20 protein-coding genes are annotated in these 20,526 nt (G+C 30.2%); 3 read left to right on the top strand and 17 right to left on the bottom strand.

Annotated elements, in window-relative coordinates; translation table 11 throughout:
• Window positions 1-2: 2 nt before the first annotated feature.
• From AC2DGP_RS03065 to AC2DGP_RS03005, 13 genes are all read right to left on the bottom strand, one after another.
• Window positions 3-821 (bottom strand): hypothetical protein, encoded by an 819-nt coding sequence (locus AC2DGP_RS03065; RefSeq protein WP_484491563.1) that lies wholly within the window; start codon window positions 819-821, stop codon window positions 3-5.
• 278 nt (window positions 822-1,099) lie between these two features.
• On the bottom strand, window positions 1,100-1,246 hold the full coding sequence (locus tag AC2DGP_RS03060; protein ID WP_484491562.1) for a glycosyltransferase family A protein: 147 nt from the start codon (window positions 1,244-1,246) through the stop codon (window positions 1,100-1,102).
• Window positions 1,247-1,313: 67 nt separating this feature from the next.
• The gene (locus AC2DGP_RS03055; protein WP_484491561.1) at window positions 1,314-2,612 is read right to left on the bottom strand and encodes an ABC transporter ATP-binding protein; all 1,299 of its coding nucleotides are present in this window, start codon (window positions 2,610-2,612) and stop codon (window positions 1,314-1,316) included.
• 1 nt (window position 2,613) lies between these two features.
• Window positions 2,614-3,471, bottom strand: coding sequence for an ABC transporter permease (locus tag AC2DGP_RS03050; protein ID WP_484491560.1), 858 nt, complete (start codon window positions 3,469-3,471; stop codon window positions 2,614-2,616).
• On the bottom strand, window positions 3,472-4,758 hold the full coding sequence (locus tag AC2DGP_RS03045; RefSeq protein ID WP_484491559.1) for a hypothetical protein: 1,287 nt from the start codon (window positions 4,756-4,758) through the stop codon (window positions 3,472-3,474).
• 314 nt (window positions 4,759-5,072) lie between these two features.
• Window positions 5,073-5,486 (bottom strand): type II 3-dehydroquinate dehydratase, encoded by a 414-nt coding sequence (gene aroQ / locus AC2DGP_RS03040; protein WP_484491558.1) that lies wholly within the window; start codon window positions 5,484-5,486, stop codon window positions 5,073-5,075.
• Between the two features lie 159 nt (window positions 5,487-5,645).
• Window positions 5,646-7,274 carry a DUF6044 family protein gene (locus tag AC2DGP_RS03035; protein ID WP_484491557.1) on the bottom strand — a complete coding sequence of 543 codons (1,629 nt, stop codon included), beginning with the start codon at window positions 7,272-7,274 and terminating at the stop codon, window positions 5,646-5,648.
• The gene (gene rffA, locus AC2DGP_RS03030) at window positions 7,255-8,382 is read right to left on the bottom strand and encodes a dTDP-4-amino-4,6-dideoxygalactose transaminase (protein WP_484491556.1); all 1,128 of its coding nucleotides are present in this window, start codon (window positions 8,380-8,382) and stop codon (window positions 7,255-7,257) included. The genes AC2DGP_RS03035 and rffA overlap by 20 nt, the downstream gene beginning before the upstream one ends.
• Window positions 8,369-9,304, bottom strand: a complete 936-nt coding sequence (locus AC2DGP_RS03025; protein WP_484491555.1) for a glycosyltransferase family 2 protein — start codon at window positions 9,302-9,304, stop codon at window positions 8,369-8,371. The genes rffA and AC2DGP_RS03025 overlap by 14 nt, the downstream gene beginning before the upstream one ends.
• A gap of 83 nt (window positions 9,305-9,387) precedes the next feature.
• Window positions 9,388-10,098, bottom strand: coding sequence for an amidohydrolase family protein (locus AC2DGP_RS03020; RefSeq protein ID WP_484491554.1), 711 nt, complete (start codon window positions 10,096-10,098; stop codon window positions 9,388-9,390).
• Window positions 10,095-11,213: a pyridoxal phosphate-dependent aminotransferase gene (locus AC2DGP_RS03015; protein ID WP_484491553.1), complete on the bottom strand. Its 1,119-nt coding sequence runs from the start codon at window positions 11,211-11,213 to the stop codon at window positions 10,095-10,097. The genes AC2DGP_RS03020 and AC2DGP_RS03015 overlap by 4 nt, the downstream gene beginning before the upstream one ends.
• Window positions 11,203-12,417: an ATP-grasp domain-containing protein gene (locus tag AC2DGP_RS03010; protein ID WP_484491552.1), complete on the bottom strand. Its 1,215-nt coding sequence runs from the start codon at window positions 12,415-12,417 to the stop codon at window positions 11,203-11,205. The genes AC2DGP_RS03015 and AC2DGP_RS03010 overlap by 11 nt, the downstream gene beginning before the upstream one ends.
• 4 nt (window positions 12,418-12,421) lie before the next feature.
• On the bottom strand, window positions 12,422-13,132 hold the full coding sequence (locus AC2DGP_RS03005) for an RraA family protein (RefSeq protein WP_484491551.1): 711 nt from the start codon (window positions 13,130-13,132) through the stop codon (window positions 12,422-12,424).
• Between the two features lie 336 nt (window positions 13,133-13,468).
• Here AC2DGP_RS03005 and xerD point away from each other — a divergent pair, with 336 nt between their 5' ends.
• Window positions 13,469-14,374 (top strand): site-specific tyrosine recombinase XerD, encoded by a 906-nt coding sequence (gene xerD / locus AC2DGP_RS03000; RefSeq protein WP_484491550.1) that lies wholly within the window; start codon window positions 13,469-13,471, stop codon window positions 14,372-14,374.
• Here the strand turns inward: xerD and lpxK are convergent.
• Entirely contained in the window at window positions 14,366-15,403 is a 1,038-nt protein-coding gene (lpxK, locus tag AC2DGP_RS02995; RefSeq protein ID WP_484491549.1) for a tetraacyldisaccharide 4'-kinase, read from the bottom strand. The two genes, xerD and lpxK, sit on opposite strands and share 9 nt — an antisense overlap.
• 112 nt (window positions 15,404-15,515) lie before the next feature.
• Between lpxK and AC2DGP_RS02990 the strand changes: the two genes are divergently transcribed.
• A complete protein-coding gene (locus tag AC2DGP_RS02990; RefSeq protein WP_484491548.1) occupies window positions 15,516-16,613 on the top strand; it encodes a Nif3-like dinuclear metal center hexameric protein in 1,098 nt (365 codons plus the stop codon).
• Between the two features lie 2 nt (window positions 16,614-16,615).
• A complete protein-coding gene (locus AC2DGP_RS02985) occupies window positions 16,616-17,389 on the top strand; it encodes a zinc ribbon domain-containing protein (RefSeq protein ID WP_484491547.1) in 774 nt (257 codons plus the stop codon).
• Between the two features lie 64 nt (window positions 17,390-17,453).
• Here the strand turns inward: AC2DGP_RS02985 and AC2DGP_RS02980 are convergent, their stop codons facing one another.
• The 3 genes from AC2DGP_RS02980 to AC2DGP_RS02970 all read right to left on the bottom strand — a co-directional run bounded on the left by AC2DGP_RS02980 (window position 17,454) and on the right by AC2DGP_RS02970 (window position 20,466).
• A complete protein-coding gene (locus AC2DGP_RS02980; protein WP_484491546.1) occupies window positions 17,454-18,464 on the bottom strand; it encodes a metal-dependent hydrolase in 1,011 nt (336 codons plus the stop codon).
• Window position 18,465: 1 nt separating this feature from the next.
• The gene (locus tag AC2DGP_RS02975; RefSeq protein ID WP_484491545.1) at window positions 18,466-19,644 is read right to left on the bottom strand and encodes a hypothetical protein; all 1,179 of its coding nucleotides are present in this window, start codon (window positions 19,642-19,644) and stop codon (window positions 18,466-18,468) included.
• Between the two features lie 105 nt (window positions 19,645-19,749).
• Complete coding sequence (locus tag AC2DGP_RS02970) at window positions 19,750-20,466, bottom strand: metallophosphoesterase family protein (RefSeq protein WP_484491544.1); 717 nt, start codon at window positions 20,464-20,466, stop codon at window positions 19,750-19,752.
• Window positions 20,467-20,526: the final 60 nt, after the last annotated feature.

Genomic DNA, 20,526 nt, shown 5'->3' with positions numbered 1-20,526 from the left:
AACTATCTTTCTTTTAGTAAAGCGTTAATACTCATCTCCATTCTTAATGAGTCTGATCTATATTTATTACGTCCTTTTTCCCCATCAATATACAAATTAGGTAGATGATGTATTAAGTTTTTCTCAAACTCCGAAATACATATCATTTTTTTCATCCCACCAAAATTATATACATCTGTATTTACTTTACATTTTACACTATATTTATTCAATCTTTCTTTTTTTAAACCTAAAAAACCTTTGATTTTATTCTTTAGCCTAATGAAGAAATTTATTTCTTTTTTTAATTGTGTAAAATCAAATTTTCTTCCTACTCTTTCCAATTGCTCTTTTGTTAATATAAATGTTGCTTGATGCACATTTGAAAAATGAGCAAACTTTTTTCCTTCATATATTTCAACAGAACTAAGATCCCAATCAAAATCCCCATGGTATGCAGGGAAGTATTTCCCTGTTAAATCCTCCTCAAATTGAATCAACCCAGCTATTCTATTTTTTGGTAATATTTTAGAATAATAAATATGATTATCTATATGATCTTCAGTAAACAAATGATCATTTTCCCCATATATAAAAATATCATATTTACTTCTATTATCCCAAATCACTTTTCTACATGTCAATGGTAATAATTGATAGTCGTCTAATTTAAATATGTTTAGCTCATCAACACCTTCTATATTTAGTTTTATATTAGAGTTTACAATTATTCTCACCTCATATTTTCTAATTTTTCTAAGATTTCGAATAACCTCTTCTAAATAATTAATCTGCTCGTTTCCAAAATTAACCAGTACTACTAATATTTTTTGTGGATTCATATTTTTTGATCACTAATTGACACTTCTTTCTAATAATATTTTTTATAAAAACTAATTACTCTTAATAATCTTATTCCATGTCTATTTTTATTTTAATACTAATGTCAGTAAATTATACTGTTTAACTTCATTAAAAAATAAAAATGTTTCTTTTGAAACAGATTTTGGTAAAACATTAATAAAATCTTCACTTTTCTTATAATCAACTGCTTTACATTCTAATGAACATAAAATGGCTTTTACAAAGATTTTAAGTTACAAGTAAATATTTCTCAACCTCATAAAGTGGTTGTGGCCTTTAGTCTTATATCCAAGGTAAAACGATAATCCTTTTTTACAGAGCTCTCCACCAAATTTTGAGTCTTATCAGTCCTACCTTCATCAATAATGATACACTCCCAATTATCATATGTTTGAGCCTGCATTGAATCTCATGTATCTCCTATTAAATGAGATCTGTTAAATGTTGGGATTATTATTGAAACTAATGTGTTATTCATAACAATAACTTTTATTATTCATTAAAAACACCCCATGAATTTTTTGGTTAGGATATTTTCCTGTCCCAAAAAAATTAGAAGGAATGACTTTAAAAGCTTTACACTCTTCTAATTTATCAAAAACACCAAAATCGTCTTTTCCCCAAAGCGTAAGTAGAAATTCACCTTCACGTAAATCAAAAGATGGCATTTCAAAACGAATAATGTTTTTCCCAGGTTTTACCTTTATAACATCATTTGTAAACTCATTACTCATATTGGTAATAGGAAAACCTCTTAAATTAGCAATTCGAATTGAAATAAATATAGTGCTTATTTCTGTTTGATAATTTTCAACAGTTAAATCGATAAACAATTTTACTCCACTTGGTATTTCAGTGGTGTTCTCTATCAAATTATTATTCAATTCGTAAGAGAAATCAATTCTTGAAAATTTCATTTTTCCATGTCCTTTTCTGTGAATAATACTTTTTAAATCATTATTAGATTGTAATTTATATTCTGATAGATAAAAATCAATTCCTTTTATAACCCCCCCCTCATAGCCTACTTTTCCATTATCTAAAACAAATAATCGAGAGCACAAGCCTTGTATTGCTGCCATATCGTGACTCACAAACAAAACCGTTCTTCCGTCACCTTTAGAAATATCCTGCATTTTTCCGATGGCTTTTTTCTGAAATTCAGCATCACCAACCGCTAAAACCTCATCTACTACCAAAATATCAGGTTCTAAAAAAGCTGCTACGGCAAACGCCAATCGCACCTTCATTCCAGATGAATACCTCTTAACCGGTGTGTCAATATATCGTTCACAACCAGAAAAAGCCACAATTTCAGCTAATTTAGACGCTATTTCCTTTTTAGTCATCCCCAGAATAGCACCATTTAGAAAAACATTTTCCTTTCCTGTCATTTCAGGATGAAAACCTGTACCTACTTCTAATAATGACGCAATCCTTCCATTGTATTTGATGGATCCCGTTGTAGGTCCTGTTACTTTAGACAATATTTTTAATAGTGTAGATTTTCCCGCACCGTTCTTTCCTATAATTCCTAGTACCTCTCCTTTCTTTACTTCAAAATTAATATCCTTTAAGGACCAAACATATTCTGAATTTCCCTTAGTACTTCGATCATTTGACTCTCCTATTTTAAGATAGGGATCTTCTTTTCCTCTTATGTTGGCCCACCATCTATTAAGATCATGACTTATAGTCCCCGTCCCAATTGTCCCAAGTCGATATTGTTTAGAAAGATTTTCTACTTTTAAAATTATTTCTTTCTCCATATTATATCGTATCTATAAAACTTTTCTCCGTTTTATTAAAGACTAACATTCCAAATATAAATATTGTAAATGAAACGCCTAACATATATAGTATATCTCCTATATAAACTACATCAGTATTTAGCATCAAATTTCTGAAGGTTACAATAACAGTAGTCATTGGGTTGTATTCAACAATCCAGGCATAATCTTTCATAGCCTCTCTCATTAGTTCAATTGGATATACAACGGCTGACAAATACATCAGTAACTGAACTCCGAATGACACCAAGAAAGTAAGATCTCTATATTTAGTAACCATTGAGGAAATAGCCATACCTAATCCCAAACCTAACATTCCCATTGAAACAATTAAAATAGGTAAATACAATATATTTAAAGATATATCTAACGGCATTCCTTGAAAAACATAATATACAGAAAACAATATAAAAATAAATAACTGTATTCCAAATTTCAATAAATTAGAGACAATGATTGACATTGGCATAATAACCCTTGGAAAATATACTTTCCCGAAAATGCCTTCATTTTTTTTAAAAGTGTCAGAAGTCGCTATCAAACAATCTTTAAAATAATTCCAAGCCGTAATCCCAGCTAAATTGAATAAAAATGGTGGCACTCCATTGGTTGGAATATTCGCGATTTTATTAAAAACAATCGTAAAAATTATAGAAGTAAATAGAGGTTGGATTAAATACCATAGCGGTCCTAAAATAGTTTGTTTGTATAAAGTAATTACATCTCTTTTAACAAACAGAATCAATAAGTCTCTATAAGCCCAAACTTCCTTGAATTTTATATCCAGAAGATTGTTTTTAGGAGTTATTTCATTAAACCAAATATCATTCTTTTTCATTTAAATATATATTATACTTCTTAAATTAAACAAACAAACCAATATCAAAGATAGAGTTGTAATGGAATAGGCTAAATTAATATTTTTAGGTTGATAATTTTTCATGAAATAAACAATTGACAAATATATCAAGATTTCATATCCAGAAAACCATCTAAATTCAACTTTAGTAAACACCACAGACAATAAACAAAAACTATAGATAATTAAACTCAAAAAAGGTATATTACTGATAATATTATTTCGACATCCCCAACTATAAAGTAGAGGTAACAATAAAAACACCCCTGTAAACCTTATAAAATATCCTACAACTGCCAAACTATTTAAAACAACAACTTTTAAATACATTTTAGGGTACTTAAATATTACTTCGGACAAGCTTTCAGGTAAAGAGCCGGCTCCATTTGTTTCTAAATATACTTTAACATCTTCAAACTTTGTTTTCCATACATTACCACTATTAAAAGATTCATTATTTTCTTCAATTTTTTTTATTGCTAAAAAATTACGTTGTGTCCAATTGTAGTCAACGTGATTCTTATTATAAAAACTCAACTTTCCTTTCTCTTTCATGGAAGGAAAATTTATGAACGAAGTAAAAGCAATAAAAGTACAAACCAAAAGTATAATTTTATTAATTAACTCTTTGTAGCTTATATTTTTCACCCCCACAATCATAACAGCTGAAATAACTGGGAGCAGCAATATAGTATTTAATCTTATCCCCAAACAAACAGCTAATAAAAAACCTAAAGAAAACATATCACAATTCTCTAATTTTTTTTTGGGATAAATTCTAAATAATAACAAATATAAAACCATCATAATAAACACTCCAAAAAAGGTGTCATTTGAAGCTTTATTATACGATGTCAATATCAATGTTCTAAAACAAAAAAAACAAATCACAATATAAAATATAAATCTATTTTCTTTAAGCTTTGGCTTTAATTTCAATATCATAAAAACACCAAAAGCAAGCATGAAAAACTGTGAAATAACATTCACTAAAAAGAAACAAAGCTGTACATCTTCAAAAACTCTGTAAAACAAACTAAGTACAAAATAATAAACAACTGTAGTTCCATTTACATTAGATTGATAAAAACCTGTTTCTAAATATCTTAAAAAATTAGTTATATAGCCATCATTATCTTGAACTACAAAAGAAGACTGTAACGTCCATTCAAACAACAGTATTGTTGTTACTGCAATGTAGCACAAGAAAGATATTACTAAAAAAAATTCAAAAACATTCTTTTTAGAAGAAATTTTATTTATCATTCTTAAAAACACTTAATCATATTATTAACTTTTAACTTGTTCATATGCAATTTTCTTAAAGAAAATGACCATATAATTTTTTCAGAATAATAATCAAAATTATCGACTACCAACAACATTATATATTCTATACAACGCATAGGATTACTTTAAAATTAGTAATAAAAACAAATTAACAACTATTTTTTCACCCCAATAAGTAAAACATCCACGACTCTATAACCACAAAAACATTAGTCTATCCTTTTATCCATGGAGCACTTAAGTTTCTCACAAATATGTTAAAAAATTGTTCTCATTAATTTTAAAACGAACTATAAAAAACTCTCTATTGCCAAGTCATAACTCTTCAAACCAAAACCTAAAACTACACCTTTACAAACAGGTGATAAAAAGGATTTATGTCGAAACTCTTCCCTTTGGTGTACATTTGAAATATGAACTTCAACAACAGGTGTTGTAATTCCACTAATAGCATCTGCCAAACCTACCGAAGTATGTGTATAAGCACCTGCATTGAAAACAACACCATCATATGAAAATCCAACTTCATGCAATTTATCAATTAATGCTCCTTCATGGTTTGATTGTAAATATTCCAATTCAACCGGTGAAAACTTTTCTTTTAATCCAATCAAATACTCTTCAAAAGAATACGAACCGTAAATTTCTGGCTCACGCTTCCCTAACAAATTTAAATTGGGTCCATTTAAAATTAAAATTTTCATATCACAAGTTCTTATAAAACACAAAAATAACAATGTTCATGAATTAACAATGGTTTTTGGTATAATTTTCTTAATTCATAAGACAATAATAAAATCATCTATCTGACTGCATGAAATTGGCTTATTATTTAGAACTTATCAATAATATTTTGGTCATATTTATAAAACATTATATAGATAAATTGTCCAATATGATTCCTCCGAGCTAACTTTTTTAGACAATTCTAAATTCTTACAATTATTTATCTTCGTAGAAGAAATAATGTAATTGATTCCCATTTTTTTCATTTGCTTGAAATCAAATTCCAAATTATTAATCGGATTTGGCTCGTTAGCAAGTGTATTACCACCAAGTTCAGCAGTGAAAGCATAACACCTGCTACCCCAAGTATCGAAATATTTTTTTAGAGCCACATCCTTATCTAACTCTTTAGCAATTATTTTTCTAAATTCATGCTTATACATCAAAGGATAATTTGGCACGTAACTATCCATAGTGTAAAACCCATTGTATAAAGCGATCGTGGGATGAAGTCCTATAGATACTACTTTGAATTCCTTAAGTGGTTTTCCAATATGTTGTTTTAAATCATCAAATAAGTTTTCTGCATAAAATTGTTTGAAAGTAGGTTTACCTTTATTCTCTAAAAGTTCATGCGTCATCAGAATTCGCTTCAGAGGATAAAAAACTAACAAAATGATAAAAATTTGCCTGTAGCCAACAAATTTATAAATCCTATCCAAGGCAATCGCCAATAACATAAACCAAAGCATCGGAAACATAACGTAAAATCTATCCAATTGTATTGGAATGCTTTTGAATATATTAAAAACAACTTCTACTCTATACAAACCGTAAAAAATACAGCAACAAATAATAAAAGAAAGAATATTTAAGAAATTATTAGCTTTCTCTTTTTTGTAAAGCTTAATCGCTATAAAGCCCCCAAGTATAAACAGGAAGTATTTATGAATACTTCTAGAATGAAATTGTCCATTGTAAAACAGCCACCAAATTTTATCGATCATCCCATTGAAATCAAGGTATTCTTTCTTAAACTCAACACGATGAGTTGTTTCGCTAGAGGTTAAAAAACTATAAAACAAGGGGAACTCACTTACTAAAAACATTAATGAAAACAATGTTATGGCCCCTAAAAATTTATAATTTATTATTTTTATTTTTCTGAAAAAATCAAGAACTACTACTGGCAACATCATAGAAATAAAGAACAAGCCTGAAAACACCAAACTTAAATAAAAAGGGGAAACCAATAGAATTACCCAATGATAGAATTTATCTTCAGCATCTTTTATTTTCAGAAAAACATATAAAAGAAGCGGAAGTCCGGCGACAGAAAGTGTAAAATTCCAAAACGGCAAAAAACCAAATACCAGAGCAACAAGAATAGAAATAAAATCATCAATTTTTAATTTTTCCAAAAGCAATCTCATTCCAACAAATGCAACACATGTCATAATTATTTTGTTGATCACATACCCCCAAAACATTCCAAACAGATGAAACCAGATAAAACTAATTTGATACGATGATTGGATATTTGCTTGAGGCACCCCCCCCATAATTTGCTCAATTCTCATATTCGGACTATTCAAAAAACTTGTATTCTCAAGAAAAACTTTAGCCCAAGGTATATTAGAGTCTAAATTATCATGAATCCCAATAGTAGAGCTCTCACCTAAATAAAAATAGGGAACATAATATAGTAGAATTGTAATTGCACAAAAACCTAATAAATGTTTACTCTTAGTTTTTATAAAATTCATGAATATGATTTATTATTAAATTTTTATCCTTATCGTCCAAGTCAACAAACAATGGAAGTCTCACCAATGTATCCGTATAATTATCAGAAAAGGTAAGTTCTCGTTGTCTATGTTTACTTTTGTAGTAAGAACTTTTATGTAAACTTTGATAATGAAAAACGGCAGAAATTTTATTCTTTTTTAAATAAGCCAATAATGCATCTCTTTCAATTAATGAATTACAAATTAAATAAAACATATGAGCATTGTTAGTTGTTTCTTTTGGTAAAGCGGGTAGTGAAATCTTATTGCTTTTTGCCAAATCTTTAAAACTCTCATAATAATTCGACCACGTCTCTTTTCTCTTATTTTGAATATTGTCAATATTTTCTATTTGAGCCCAAAGGAAAGCAGCATTTAATTCCGATGGCAAAAACGAAGAACCAATATCTACCCAGCCATACTTAGCAACATCACCTCTAAAAAAAGCGGAACGATTTGTCCCTTTCTCCCAAATTATTTCCGCACGTTCACTAAAACGAGCATCATTGATTAACAAAACACCTCCCTCACCACATTGTATGTTTTTTGTTTCATGAAAAGAAAATGTTCCTAAATGTCCAATACTCCCCAAAGGTTTGCCTTTGTAAAAAGAATCTATAGCCTGAGCAGCATCTTCAACTACATACAAACCATTCCTCTCTGCTATATTCATGATAGTATCCATTTCACATGCTACCCCAGCATAATGAACAACTACGATAGCTTTTGTTCTTTTTGTAATTAAAGACTCTATTTTAGTTTCATCAATATTTGGATTGTCATTTCTAGAATCAGCAAATATAATTTTAGCCCCTCTAAGCACAAAGGCATTGGCCGTAGAAACAAACGTAAACGAAGGCATAATTACTTCATCCCCTTCTTGGATATTCAATAAAATTGCACACATTTCTAAAGCATCAGTGCAAGAAGTAGTTAACAATGCTTTTTTACAACCTACACTTTCTTCAAAAAATTGCTGACACTTTTTTGTAAAAAATCCATTACCCGAGATTTTACCTTTTTCTACAGCTTCTTCAATATATTTAGTTTCTTTACCTGTTAGGTATGGTCGATTAAATGGAATCATTATTGTGTATTTTCTTAATTATGGTAAATGGCCTGTTCTTATTCTGTATGTACAATTTGGATAGGTATATCCCTATCACCCCTAAACTCATCACAATAATACTTCCAATAAACAACAGTAAAACAACCAAACTTGTCCATCCTTCAATGGAGATATGAAAAAATAGTTTTTTAATAATTAGATAAGCAATAGCAACTAGAGAAGCGAAAAACTGAATTACTCCAGCTTTAAAAATAAGACTCAAAGGTTTTGAAGAGAAAGAAACAATAGAATCTAAAGCTTGATTCATTTTTTTCCTAAAGGTATAAGTAGTTGATTTTTTACTTCCTTTCTTTACAACAATTGTCTTTTGACTAAACCCAACTAAAACCGATATACCTCCTAAAAAAAAATCTATTTCTCTAAATTTCACTAATTCCTCGACATATTTTTTAGACATTAATCTACTTGTAATTGCATTCCTAGGCATCGCAACACCAGACATATAATTAAAAAATGTGTAAAACAAATCTCCAGACATTCTTTCAAAGAAATTTCCTTTTCTATTATCTTGAACACCAAGAATAACATCGTGTTCATTTAAAGAATATTCTTTATAAAATTGACTAAACGACTCAGGAGATTCCTCCAAATCCACATCAATTAAAAAAACCATATCTCCTTGGGTCACACCAAGACCTGTCATTATAGCTTTATGATGACCAAAATTTCTTGCCAATTCAACCAATTTCACATTTTTATCGGATTCCATGATTTCAAGTACTACCTGGACCGATTCATCTGGAGAGCCATCATCCACAAAAACAACCTCATAATCAGAAGTATAACTCACAATTTGATTTAAAATTCTATTATAAAACTCTAACACATATGGTGCAGACTGATATAACGTGGTAACTACTGAAATCTTATTTCCTTTCATCTTAGAAAAATTATTTTTACTTAAAAATTTAAACAATTACACCAAGATCAACATTTCACCTTTTCCATTGTCAAAACAACAAACTATTTATTAAGTGAGAATACTTTATTCGCAGTATTAAACAAAATATCATCTCTCTCTTCATTCGTTTTAGTACTTATTATTAAATTTAATATTTCCAATTGTTTTTTAGGAGAACCAAAATGATAATCAGATCCAAACATTATCTTCTTCGAATCTGTATATTTTATTAGTTTTTGGATATCACTAAATACAGACGAATCATGGAAAAACTGCAAGCTTAACGATAAATCGTAATAAACGTTTTCTAGCTGTCTTAAATGCATAAAATATTTGAGCATTTCATAGCCACCACTATGAGCCACTACAATGGGAAGTTCAGGAAACCTTTTTGCTAATTCGATACATTTCTCTAAACTTGGTCTATATTCATACTCATGCCCATAGTAAAAGGCATCATAAATTATTGGAATATTCGGTTGGAATTTATCTAAAACTTCAAAAAAGTCTTCATACTTGTCCTTAGATAGTTTTTGAATACGACTATGAATTTTTAGAGCTTGAACATTTTTATTAGTTATTTCTTGTTTCATAAACTCAAGATTATCAGTATCAAAAATCAAAGACTTTACATGGTTGCCTTTTAATACAGAGAAATCAAACAGTTTATATTCTTCTATATCGTTAAAAATTATATTCTTAGAGTCTACCTCTAGGTCATATTGTTCAAAACCATTTGAGATATGAGTGTGACAGTCAAAAATTCTCATCATCTAAATTCCTTAATTACATTGATTAATAAATTCTCGTCAAGTGTTAAGCAAATCCTTATATAATTCTCAAATTGCGTTCCATAACTTTTTCCATTTGTAACAATTATTCCTTTTTCCTCCAAAATAGAAACACATTCTTGACTCGTTCTGTATTTATTTGAAACATCAACCAATAGATAAAAACTAGAACAACTATCTATAAAAAAATATCCTTTTTCTCTTAACAATTGTTTAATAAGATTTGCTCTGTTTTTATAAACCATCACGGTTTTATCGATATAATTATCAAAAGTACTTTTGGTAAGATTCTCTATTAGATAATTTGAAATATAATTTACACAAGTAGATATATGCTGATTAAACAAATTAAACTTAGAAATAAAATCTGAACTTCCGACAACATAACCTAACCTCATTCCTGGAATAGAAAGACTCTTTGAAACCGAACCTATTCGAATAACATTTTCATCGAATATTGATCGATGTAACTTTACAGATTTTTCGAAGTACATATCTTTATATACTTCATCTATTAAAATCCAAATATTATTTGACTTACAGAAACTAATAATATCATTAAGAAAATTATCGTCTAACACAAAACCACCAGGATTGTTCGGGTTATTTAAAATTAAGACTTTTGATTTTGTTAGTAATAACTTTTCCTTTAATTCGATACTATTATAATTCAATTTTGAAATCTCCAACTTCATACTATTCACATACAACCCTAAACTAGTACAAATATCAGGGTAACTTAACCAATAAGGCTGAAGTAAGATTACGTTATCTCCCGGGTTTGCAATAGTTTTCAACGCCAAATAAACTCCAAACTTTGCCCCATTACATAAAGAAATATTTTTTTTGAAATCAATTTTATCAAACTTATCCAGTATAACATTATGCAAGTTTTCTAACGCCTTGTTCGATCCTTTAGAAGGTATGTAATTGATTTTTCTAAAATCTTTTATGGAGCTTAGTAAATTGAAAATCTCTTTTGAAGGTTCAATATCAGGACTCCCAACAGCTAAATTTGCCCTCACTGAAACCTCAGTAATCCCTCTTGCCATTGAAGCAGATTCAACAATTTTTTTTAAGTAATTATTAAACTGCATTCTGGTATGTAATTTTTAAGTTTTCATAAATCTTTGAAATAACATCTCTGGACTCTAATTCACTGTTAGATAGCACAATAACAAAACCTTGTCTTCCCCTGTCGTCAGAAGCATTTTTCAAAAAATCCCCAACACGAAATTCCAGATCCAAAGTCAAAACTCCTTTAATAGATTTACAAAACTCTAATCCTTCAATACTTAATACCTCTCCTTCAGGAAATTCAAAAAAGTGTAAAATCGAATTTCTATTTACACTCATCCTGTTCAACTCAATACTCCTATTTAAAAAAAATTGATTATAAAAATGTTCATAAACATCAACCCCAGTAACCCATGGCACAATATGTGATGGTATTAATGTTCCTCCTCCACGACATGCCATTTCAACCAACCAAAACTTCTTTTCCTCTAAATTAATTATATACTCAGAATGAGTAATCCCAAATTTTATTCCAGTTTCAGTTATTAATTTGTTATGGTAAACCAACAATTCCTCCATCAATAGATAATCTAACTCAACTCCGAAGTTTAACTCTGATGCAATTCCTTCTCTAAAATGTTTTTTTCTACTCAAAGTAAGTATCTCATGATTATTTTCATGAATTATTCCTTCAACAGTATACTCTTCTCCTTTCACGAATTCCTCTGCTACAATATAATCTACGCTTCCAAATGAAATTGCATCGTTAAAGCATTTTTCCAAATTGATCTTAGATATGCTTTTATCAATTAAATGTATACCTCTACTAGATTGAGAGTTCGCAGGTTTAATAATAACTCTAAAAAAATTATCTTCTAAAAAATGTTGTAATTGTTTTACTGAATTACATTTCTGATATTTTGGAATATGTGAATTATCTAATTTTTCAATGTATTTTCTTGAAATATACTTATTTGTAAATTTATTCACAGTATCCAAAGAGTGATACTTTACATTTAACTTTTCTGCTAAAATACTTGCTGGAATTGTAGCAACATCCGTTTGTTCCGATGTAACACTCTCTATTTCATAATTATTTTCGTAAATAAATTTCAATATTTTATCAACATCTAATACATCACATTGAAAATACAAATCTGCATACTCTTTACAAATTGGATTATCATTAGGGTCAACTAGTATCACAGAATGCCCTTTTGATTTTATTTTTTTTAACCAAGGTAACTGCCATTTACCACCACAAAGAAACAATATATACTTCATTTTATTAACTATTAAAAGAAATAGATTTGACCTTATCTCTAAGTATTTTCGGTAAAACTTCAGGTGTATCTAAATATTTTTTTAAACAAATGGTATCATAAGTACTCCATTTTAATGTATTTATACAAAATCCCCATATGTCTTCCTGGAGCTCTATCAATTCTAGTTTAGAATACGTTTGTTCGTTAAGTAAAGATTTCTCAATAAAAGTACAACCTGAGTCATCACAAACCATAATTCCTCCATTATATTTTATTTTATTCAACTCCACTTTATAGGTTATTTCTTCCGACTCCTCCACTTTTTTATTATAACATCCTAAAGGGCTATATCCCCTACACCAAATAGGAAAAGAATATTTTTTTATATCTGGAATATCCCTCATTTTTCCTTCAACAACAATCCCCTCAACCTTCTGATAAAGTATTAAGTACTTACTAACCAAATCACCAAAAATTGCTTTATCTTTACAATTAAAGGCATCAACATATAAAAAACAATTTTCCGGAACTTCTTGAATCTGTTCATGAATAGGCCAATTTGATTCGTCAAAAGCATATATATAATGAACTCTTCCTACTTTGTGTAGACCTGAATTTATAGGACTGAGTCCCGTTAAAACACCTTTTTTTCCAAGTGCATCAGCAACTTCAGTACTTGATATCCTATTAGTAGATATCAACTCAATTATTTCTTCAACTATTTTATTTGCCATTAATTTTCATTTATTAATTGGGTTAATACTCTTTAATGAAATGTTTCTATAATATAAAATCTAATTTTACAAATTTATAACTAGAACTCGCACACCTCTTTAATAAAAATTTCATATTACCTTAGAAAAAAACAGTAAATTTTAGTTTTTCATAAAGTTAGTGTGTTTTTCAGCCATTTTTCTATTTATTATCGCAATTAAAATCATTATTTCAAAACTCTCATGTAAACAACAAAAATAACAATGTTCTTCAACATAGAAAGCTATTTCCTCCTTTAATTACCCCCTCTTTTTGTTTGGCAAAATATCTTTATACTTTTTAATATATTTACCCATATGAAATGGATGCAAGCTGCGAACGATTATAAAAATTTTCTTCAGATTGAAAGAGGAATGTCCGAAAACACCATAGAAAGTTATTTAGGAGACCTTAACAAATTAATTTTACATCTAGAAACTAACAAAATAGAACTTTCTCCTGAAAAGATCGACCAACAACACCTCCTAGAATTCATATACCAAAATGCCAAAACGAGCAATCCAAAATCACAAGCAAGATTAATATCCGGACTTAGAAGTTTTTTTGATTTTTTAATTTTTGAAAAATATAGAGAGGATAATCCAACTGAATTGATTGAAACTCCAAAAACAGGTAGAAAACTACCCGACACACTGTCTATAAAAGAAATTGATGAAATTATTAATACTATTAACCTAAGTCATCCGCAAGGAGAAAGAAACAGAACTATACTAGAAACACTCTATAGCTGCGGACTTAGGGTTACAGAATTAATAAGTCTTAAAATCTCAGATTTATTTTTTGATGAAGGTTTTATTCGTGTGATCGGAAAAGGTGACAAACAAAGATTTATACCCATAAGTTACGAGACCCAAACTTTCATAAACACGTATATCAAATATATCCGCTGTCACACCATTCCCCACTTAGGGTTTGAAGACACCCTGTTTTTAAACCGAAGAGGAAAACAATTAACCAGAAATATGATTTTTACAATCATCAAAACACTCACATTAGAAGCAGGCATTGAGAAAAAAATAAGTCCTCATACGTTCCGTCATTCCTTTGCAACACATTTGCTTGAAAGGGGTGCTGACCTAAGGGCTATTCAGCAAATGTTGGGTCATGAAAGTATTACAACAACTGAAATCTATATGCATTTAGATAAATCACATCTAAAACAAGTAGTCGAAAAATTTCACCCAAGAAGCGAATCAAATTAAACCTAATGATTGTTTAAGATACAGATCAAAAGATTTATTTTCTTGTATCTCAGTTCTAATCCCTAAAGAATATAAATTCTCAATGGAGTCGCTCAACCTAGTATAATCCTTTTCCGTTGTCAAAATAACCTTTCTCGAACTCTTTATTTCAGAGAAAAGACTATGTATCCTGAGTATATCTTCTTCAGTAAAACTATGATGGTCCGCAAACTCAATATGCTTAAACAAAATACCTTTCGATTTTAAATAATGCATCAAAGGCTTAGGATTCGCAATACCTGTCACCAAAATAACAACATACTCGTTTAAATCATTTACTGCTATTTCTTCACTAGAAGAGCTAACAATTGTATCATATTTTATAGAGCTGAAGAAAACCTTTTGATAGTTCTTAGGTTTTATCTCTTTAATAATTTTATTTTTTTCGTCATCAGTTATTGAATCAGGACATTTGGTTACAATAATGGCATTTGCTCTTTTCGCTCCAACACGTGCCTCCCTTAAGTCACCAGTTGGCAATACAAAATCTTTCGTATACCTATTTTCATAAGCAGTTAACAAAGTATAAAAATTAGCTCTCACCTTTCTATGCTGGAAAGCATCATCCAACAATATTAAATTTACAGCAGGCTCTAACTTCATTATATTCTCAATCCCGTTTCTTCTATCAGAATCTACTGCAACAATAATTTTCTTGAATTTTTTATAAAACTGAAATGGTTCATCACCAATATCAAAAACAGCGGTAGTCGCATCCGCTAAAACAAACCCCTTTGACGTACGTTTATAGCCCCTGCTTAAAACAGCAATAGTATAGTCCTTTTGTAATAACCGAATCAGATATTCTATCTGAGGTGTTTTACCTGTCCCACCAACACTTAAATTACCAACGGCAATCACTGGAATTTCATACTCCGATGAATCAAATATTCCTCTATCAAAAAACAAATTACGAATACTTAAAACCAACGCATATAAGAGCGATACGGGCCACAAAAGATATCTCAGTAATTTTATTATTGATTGCACAACCATATGTTTTCCTATCAAAATTTAGACACCAACAAAAGTAAGTAATTCGTAACATCGAAAAGAATAGAATTCAACTATATTTTTTACATTTGATTTCAAATAGAAATTTATGACTACGATAAAAGATATCACAAATAGCATTGAAGAACTGGCTCCTTTAAATTATGCCGAAGGTTTTGATAATGTTGGATTATTAGTGGGAGATTATAGCACTGAAGTTTCTGGAGTTCTTGTAACCTTAGATACTTTAGAGAATGTAATTGATGAGGCTATTGAAAAAAAATGTAATTTAATTGTTAGCTTTCACCCGATCGTTTTTTCCGGTTTAAAAAAAATAAACGGCAATTCGTATGTAGAACGAGTAATTATCAAAGCCATAAAAAATGATATTGCCATATATTCTATGCATACAGCACTCGATAATTCTATCAATGGGGTAAATGCCAAAATTTGTGATGTGTTAGGTTTAAAAAACAAACATATCTTAATACCTCAGAAAAACACCATCAAAAAATTATTAACCTATGTTCCTATTGAAAATGCTGAGCGACTTAGAAAAGCAATGTTTGCAAAAGGAGCTGGTAAAATTGGTAAATACGATAATTGCAGTTTCAATGTAGAAGGCTTTGGAACCTATCGAGGCGGCGAAGATTCTAATCCTACCATTGGTACCAAAGGAGTTTTACACACTGAAAAAGAAATAATTATCGGTGTCATCTTTGAAAAACATCTTGAAGGAGCAATTCTAAAGGCTATGTTTGACAACCACCCATATGAAGAAGTTGCTTATGAAATTACAACTATAGAAAACAAACATCAACAAATTGGAATGGGTATGGTCGCTGAATTTGACCAAGAAATGGAAGAAACGGATTTTTTGAACTTTGTAAAAAACACTCTACACACGGATTGTATACGTCATTCTAAACTTACAGGAAAAAAAATTAAAAAAGTTGCTGTACTAGGAGGGTCCGGTAGTTTCGCTATAGAAAACGCTAAAAATGCCGGAGCAGATGCCTTTATTTCGGCAGACTTCAAATACCACGAATTCTATAAGGCTGAAAATCAGATATTAATAACAGATGTTGGACATTATGAATCTGAACAGTTCACAAAAAACTTATTAGTGGATTATCTTACAAAAAAATTCACTAATTTTGCAATCATTTTATCAGATAAAATTACGAATCCTATTTATTATATATAGACATGGCTAAGAGCAAAGAACTAACCGTTGAAGAAAAACTAAGATCACTTTACAGATTACAATTAATTGACTCAAGAATTGATACAATTAGAAGTGTACGTGGAGAACTACCTTTAGAAATTGAGGATTTAGAGGATGAGGTAGCAGGTCTTAAAACAAGACTTTCAAAATTAACGGAAGATGTTACTAATTTTGAGGCAGATATTGCTGCTAAAAAAATAGCAATTGAAGAGTCTAAGGCGGCTGCAAAAAAATACGAAAAACAACAAGAAAGTGTTCGCAACAACCGTGAATTTGATTCTTTAACAAAAGAAATTGAATTTCAAGGACTAGAAGTTGAATTAGCTGAAAAACGTATCAAAGAATACAAAGTTAAAATTGAACAGAAGAAAGAAGTAATCGCTAGTACTACTGAAAAACTAGAAAGACAAGAAGGTCACTTGAACCACAAGAAGACTGAATTAGATGCGATTACAAAAGAAACTGAAAAAGAAGAAGAATTAATGAATAACTTGAGCAGCGAGTTATCTGAAAAGATTGATGTTCATTTATTAAAAGCATACAAAAGAATTCGTTCTAACGTAAAGAATGGTTTAGCTGTTGTTTCTATAGAAAGAGGTGCTGCTGGAGGTTCTTTCTTTACAATCCCACCACAAGTTCAAATCGAAATTGCTTCTCGTAAGAAAATCACTATTGATGAATACAGTGGTAGAATCTTAGTTGACTCAACATTGGCTGATGAAGAAAGACAAGCATTGTCTGACGTATTAGCATAATCAAAAAAAGCATACACAAAAAAAGCTACCTCTATTGGGTAGCTTTTTTTTTGCTTCATTTATACTATTTATTCCCTAAAACTCTATGAAACAAATCCGCTAGCAACGGACCAGCATCAGCCGTATTTTTCTCTGTTTCCTCTGCAGTCAACACACCGTTTTTTACAGTTAACTGATATGAAAAGACAAACCTCTCTTCTTTTGGAGAAATCCCCATCAAACCAAAACGTAAATCATTAAAATAAAGCATACCGTTCGGTTTCTCTTCAATAGTATACCAATCGTGAGATAATTTAGCCAATCGCTTGATTAACGGATCTGACATAAACTCTCCTAACAAATCATGATTTTTCTCAAAACGTCTCCAGGTTATCTCTTTATCATCATCTAACAATGAATAATACCCAATTAAAAAACCATACTGGGTCTCTACATTTGCTGTCCACAAAATACTATTCAAAGGGGTTGGTTTAGTTTCCATAGCAACATATTCAATATTTTGCTCTTTCAAACTTTCTTTAAAAACAACATATGTGACTCCTTTAAATACTATTGTCAAAACCATATAACCAGAGCTTACAATCAACCCTAATCGGTTAAGTCGTTCTCTTTTAACCGTTCCTCTCTTTTGAATCATTGCAAAAATCAAAAAGAATAAAAATGGTAAAGTATACAATGGATCTACAACAAATATATTATTGTATGAAAACTTATATTCCAAGGGCCAAAGCAATTGAGTCCCCCAACTAGTATGCATATCTAATAAAGGATGCGTAAACAAGCCCCAAAACATTAATTTTGACCAACCTTGCCATGTCGCTTTTTTTCCTTTATAAAGCTTAAAAATAAGCCATCCAAAAATAGGTGCAAAAATAAGACTAAACACAATTGAATGTGAAAAACCACGATGCAACTCATTCGCTGTTACAGAGTCGTAAAATAATTTATTTACAACATCTAAATCGGGAATTGTACCTGCAATGGCTCCCCATAACATTGCTTTATTTCCTGCTTTTTTTCCTAGTACTGCCTCACCGACAGCGGCTCCTAAAACAATTTGTGTTAACGAATCCATATCATACTTTAAAAGGTGTTCTCAATTCAAAATCTATTGGCTGAATTGAAGACATCAATGGTTTTAATAATTTTGATGGTAACAAATTTCTATGCTTTGCAAAAAGTTTCATATCTACTGGCAATGCACCTACCCCACTCTTGCTTGTTTCTGCAGTTCTACCTAGCCGTAATTCATTCTTCTTATGATGAATTCCCAACAAAACAAAATCATACAGCATTTTTTGGTATAACTTATACTTGTTATTTATACTATAATCTATCCCTACAAAATTTGCATCAAGAATATCTCTGTATAAAAAAGAACTTGAGAAGCCAACCAACAAATCACCTAGGAAATACCCTGTAAAAATAAAGGAATTACCTAACTGTTTTTTTAATTCTAAAAAAGTATTCACATCTAACACCCCCAAGTTATATGTTGCTTTTCCTAAAACTTGATGATATAAATATTTTATCCTTTCTAAGTGCTTTAATATATCATTCTCTTTGAGCTCAACAACCGAAATTTCCTTAGATTTTTTCAACACAGCCTTGGCTCTTGTTCTATACTTAGTATTCATAGCACTTAAATAAGACTCGAAATCACTCCATTCTGAACGCAATTTTAAAACCATATTTACATCAATCTTAAAATCAATAAAACCAGCATCATTCAACTCATCATAACGCTCTTCTTTTGTTGTCCAAAATTCTTTAAGTAATGAAAACGAAATTTTTTCACCTTCATACTTCGAGTTCTGTATTTGAGAAATAGCACCTGTCAACATCGTAAGAAAAACATGTTCCTCAACTCCCTGAAAAGCAAATCCGTTTTCTCCACAAGCATATAAATTTCCACATATCAACAGTGATAATTTTTTGTCATTTAAAAAATATGCTTGAACCTTATCCGCGATAGTACATGGTATTCTTTCTTGCAGTAATTCTTTTGCCCTGAAATCAACCAACTGAAATACTGCAATTCCTACAATTAAATTCTCACGATTATAAAAAACGATATAACGAAAATTCATAGTATCATTCATCCCCTGCTCCAATGCAAGCAAATAGGGTATCGACAAGTAGATATTATCTAAAGTATCTATTGTTTCCCATTCTTGATGATTCACCTTTAATATACTATCGTATACCTTAAAAGTGGCCTTTGTTTGAGAGCAGTTAAATAATCTATTAAGCATAGTTTGAAGTAGTGTGGTTGCCTCTTTTTTTCATTTAAAAATAATTAAATTCTTAGACGCATCCCTAAAGGCTTATTTACAATGATACAATTTAAGATAATTTTATCACTTAGCTATTCTTAAGGCCTCTGCAAAAGAATTTGGCAACTCACTTTCTTCAACAGCTTTGGCTGCCCTTTCAACATCATAATTCACCCTATTAAATCGCACAGAAACACCTTGTTCTGAGATTAAACTACTGTTTTCATCTATTTCTAGAGTCACATAACATCCCCTAGAGTCACCATCTTTTGGTTTTCCTAGAGAACCTATATTTACAATATGCTTAAAACCCGTTTCCGTTTTTATAGCTCTATGAAAAGGCTTGTGCGTATGGGCACAACATAAAACATCCACCCTTGCAGCATCCATCATTTCTAACAAATAGGAATCTTCAGTTTCTTCTAAAATATATTCATTGTTTCGATAAGTGCTCCCGTGCACGAATAAAACGTCGGCTTTCTTTCCTTGCAGCTTAAACTCTAATCGAATGTGCTCTGGTAAAGAAAGAAGATAATCCTTAACATCTTCATTCAGAATAGCATTGGTAAAAGACCCAGAAACTTTATCTGTTGGAATCCCAACTACAGCATCATGATTACCAGACAAGGTTGAAATTCCGCGTTTTCTAATCTCATTCACTACTTCATTTGGCCATATATTATAACCTACCAAATCCCCCAAACAATAAATATGATCGGGTTTTTCTTCTTTTAAATTTTCAAAAAATGATTCTAAAGCCGGTAGATTGGCGTGGATATCAGAGAACAATGCAATTTTCATTTCAATATAATTTTATAAGTCGCAAATATAAAAAAGTAGTCCATAGTAAAGCTTATGAAT

The organism is Flavicella sp. IMCC45537 (assembly GCF_057197705.1).
Note: the sequence above shows the minus strand (reverse complement) of the source record. Positions and strands in the feature narration are given on the sequence as shown.

Excerpts from the sequence above, each read along its gene's own strand:
- AC2DGP_RS03065 (WP_484491563.1), bottom strand. The coding sequence starts at position 821 with ATGAATCCACAAAAAATATTAGTAGTACTGGTTAATTTTGGAAACGAG.
- AC2DGP_RS03060 (WP_484491562.1), bottom strand. The coding sequence starts at position 1,246 with ATGCAGGCTCAAACATATGATAATTGGGAGTGTATCATTATTGATGAA.
- AC2DGP_RS03055 (WP_484491561.1), bottom strand. The coding sequence starts at position 2,612 with ATGGAGAAAGAAATAATTTTAAAAGTAGAAAATCTTTCTAAACAATAT.
- AC2DGP_RS03050 (WP_484491560.1), bottom strand. The coding sequence starts at position 3,471 with ATGAAAAAGAATGATATTTGGTTTAATGAAATAACTCCTAAAAACAAT.
- AC2DGP_RS03045 (WP_484491559.1), bottom strand. The coding sequence starts at position 4,758 with ATGATAAATAAAATTTCTTCTAAAAAGAATGTTTTTGAATTTTTTTTA.
- aroQ (WP_484491558.1), bottom strand. The coding sequence starts at position 5,486 with ATGAAAATTTTAATTTTAAATGGACCCAATTTAAATTTGTTAGGGAAG.
- AC2DGP_RS03035 (WP_484491557.1), bottom strand. The coding sequence starts at position 7,274 with ATGAATTTTATAAAAACTAAGAGTAAACATTTATTAGGTTTTTGTGCA.
- rffA (WP_484491556.1), bottom strand. The coding sequence starts at position 8,382 with ATGATTCCATTTAATCGACCATACCTAACAGGTAAAGAAACTAAATAT.
- AC2DGP_RS03025 (WP_484491555.1), bottom strand. The coding sequence starts at position 9,304 with ATGAAAGGAAATAAGATTTCAGTAGTTACCACGTTATATCAGTCTGCA.
- AC2DGP_RS03020 (WP_484491554.1), bottom strand. The coding sequence starts at position 10,098 with ATGATGAGAATTTTTGACTGTCACACTCATATCTCAAATGGTTTTGAA.
- AC2DGP_RS03015 (WP_484491553.1), bottom strand. The coding sequence starts at position 11,213 with ATGCAGTTTAATAATTACTTAAAAAAAATTGTTGAATCTGCTTCAATG.
- AC2DGP_RS03010 (WP_484491552.1), bottom strand. The coding sequence starts at position 12,417 with ATGAAGTATATATTGTTTCTTTGTGGTGGTAAATGGCAGTTACCTTGG.
- AC2DGP_RS03005 (WP_484491551.1), bottom strand. The coding sequence starts at position 13,132 with ATGGCAAATAAAATAGTTGAAGAAATAATTGAGTTGATATCTACTAAT.
- xerD (WP_484491550.1), top strand. The coding sequence starts at position 13,469 with ATGAAATGGATGCAAGCTGCGAACGATTATAAAAATTTTCTTCAGATT.
- AC2DGP_RS02990 (WP_484491548.1), top strand. The coding sequence starts at position 15,516 with ATGACTACGATAAAAGATATCACAAATAGCATTGAAGAACTGGCTCCT.
- AC2DGP_RS02985 (WP_484491547.1), top strand. The coding sequence starts at position 16,616 with ATGGCTAAGAGCAAAGAACTAACCGTTGAAGAAAAACTAAGATCACTT.
- AC2DGP_RS02980 (WP_484491546.1), bottom strand. The coding sequence starts at position 18,464 with ATGGATTCGTTAACACAAATTGTTTTAGGAGCCGCTGTCGGTGAGGCA.
- AC2DGP_RS02975 (WP_484491545.1), bottom strand. The coding sequence starts at position 19,644 with ATGCTTAATAGATTATTTAACTGCTCTCAAACAAAGGCCACTTTTAAG.
- AC2DGP_RS02970 (WP_484491544.1), bottom strand. The coding sequence starts at position 20,466 with ATGAAAATTGCATTGTTCTCTGATATCCACGCCAATCTACCGGCTTTA.